This window comes from Actinobacillus minor NM305 (assembly GCF_000175195.1).
Lineage (GTDB): Bacteria > Pseudomonadota > Gammaproteobacteria > Enterobacterales > Pasteurellaceae > Haemophilus_A > Haemophilus_A minor.
The window spans coordinates 1-1,615 of the sequence record NZ_ACQL01000178.1 but is presented as its reverse complement, the minus strand read 5'-3'; the positions used below and the strand labels follow the sequence as shown (position 1 = coordinate 1,615).

1 protein-coding gene is annotated in these 1,615 nt (G+C 43.8%); it reads left to right on the top strand.

What is annotated here, in order from left to right; genetic code table 11:
- The first annotated feature begins 91 nt into the window (after positions 1 to 91).
- Positions 92 to 1,519, top strand: a complete 1,428-nt coding sequence (gene murC, locus AM305_RS11530; protein WP_005826315.1) for a UDP-N-acetylmuramate--L-alanine ligase — start codon at positions 92 to 94, stop codon at positions 1,517 to 1,519.
- The last annotated feature ends 96 nt before the right edge of the window (positions 1,520 to 1,615 follow it).

The following is a 1,615-nucleotide window of genomic DNA, read 5'->3' as shown; positions in this document are numbered from 1 at the left end:
TGTAGGGGCGGGGTTTATCCCCGCCCGATATAGAATACAATGTGAATGGGTGGGGATAAACCCCCCCCCCTACGAATAAAAAGGAAAATGAATGAAAAATTTCCAAGATAAAGTTAAAAAATTAGTCCCTGAAATGCGCCGTGTAAATCAAATCCACTTTATTGGGATTGGTGGCGCAGGTATGTCTGGGATTGCTGAAGTGTTATTAAATGAAGGTTATCAAATTTCAGGCTCGGATATTACGGACGGTGCAGTCACGCAACGCTTAGCAAAAGCAGGTGCAAAAGTTTTTATCGGACATCAAGCAGAAAATATTGAAGGGGCAAGTGTTGTTGTCGCTTCGAGTGCGATTGATGAAAGCAACCCAGAAGTCGCGGCAGCAAAAGAAGCGCGTATTCCAGTGATCCAACGAGCGCAGATGTTAGCGGAAATTATGCGTTTCCGTCACGGTATTGCGATTGCAGGTACTCACGGTAAAACTACCACAACCGCAATGATTTCCATGATTTATACCGAAGCAGGGTTAGATCCTACTTTTGTAAATGGTGGTTTAGTAAAATCAGCGGGTAAAAATGCTCATTTAGGGGCAAGCCGTTACTTAATTGCAGAAGCCGATGAAAGTGATGCGTCATTTTTACATTTACAGCCGATGGTTTCTGTTGTGACCAACATTGAACCAGACCATATGGATACTTACGGTGGCGATTTCGAAAAAATGAAAGAAACCTATGTACGTTTCTTACGCAACCTGCCTTTCTATGGTTTAGCAGTGATGTGTGCCGATGATGAAACAGTGATGGAAATTGCCCCGAAAGTCGGTCGCCAAGTGATTAGCTATGGTTTTAGTGAAAAAGCCGATTACCGTATTGAAGATTATCAACAAACTGGCTTCCAAGGGCATTATACGGTGGTTTGTCCGACAGGCGAGCGTATCGAAGTTTTACTAAACGTGCCAGGCAGACACAATGCACTGAATGCAACAGCGGCATTAGCGGTTGCGAAAGAAGAAGGCATTGCCAATGAAGCAATTTTAGCCGCCCTTGCGGATTTCCAAGGTGCAGGCCGCCGTTTTGACCAACTTGGCTCATTTATTCGTCCAAATGGTAAGGTAATGTTAGTTGATGACTACGGTCATCACCCAACGGAAGTGGATGTGACGATTAAAGCCGCTCGTCAAGGTTGGGAAAATAAACGTGTAGTGATGGTATTCCAACCGCACCGTTATTCTCGTACCCGTGATTTATTTGATGACTTCGTACAAGTGTTGTCGCAGGTTGATGCGTTGATTATGCTTAATGTCTATGCCGCAGGCGAAGCACCAATTGTGGGGGCGGAGAGTAAAGATCTGTGCCGTTCAATCCGTAATCTTGGCAAAGTGGATCCGATTTTAGTGTCAGATACTTCACAACTTGGCGAAGTGTTAGATCAAATTATTCAAGATGGTGATTTAATTTTGGCACAAGGTGCGGGCAACGTGAGCAAGCTTTCGCGTGATTTGGCGGAAAGTTGGAAGGCATAAAGAAGATTTAAAACAAGCGGTAGGATTTCGAGAAATTTTCGATATTGTGTAATTGTACAAAATAATGTGTAGGGGCAAATCACATTTGCCCCAAAT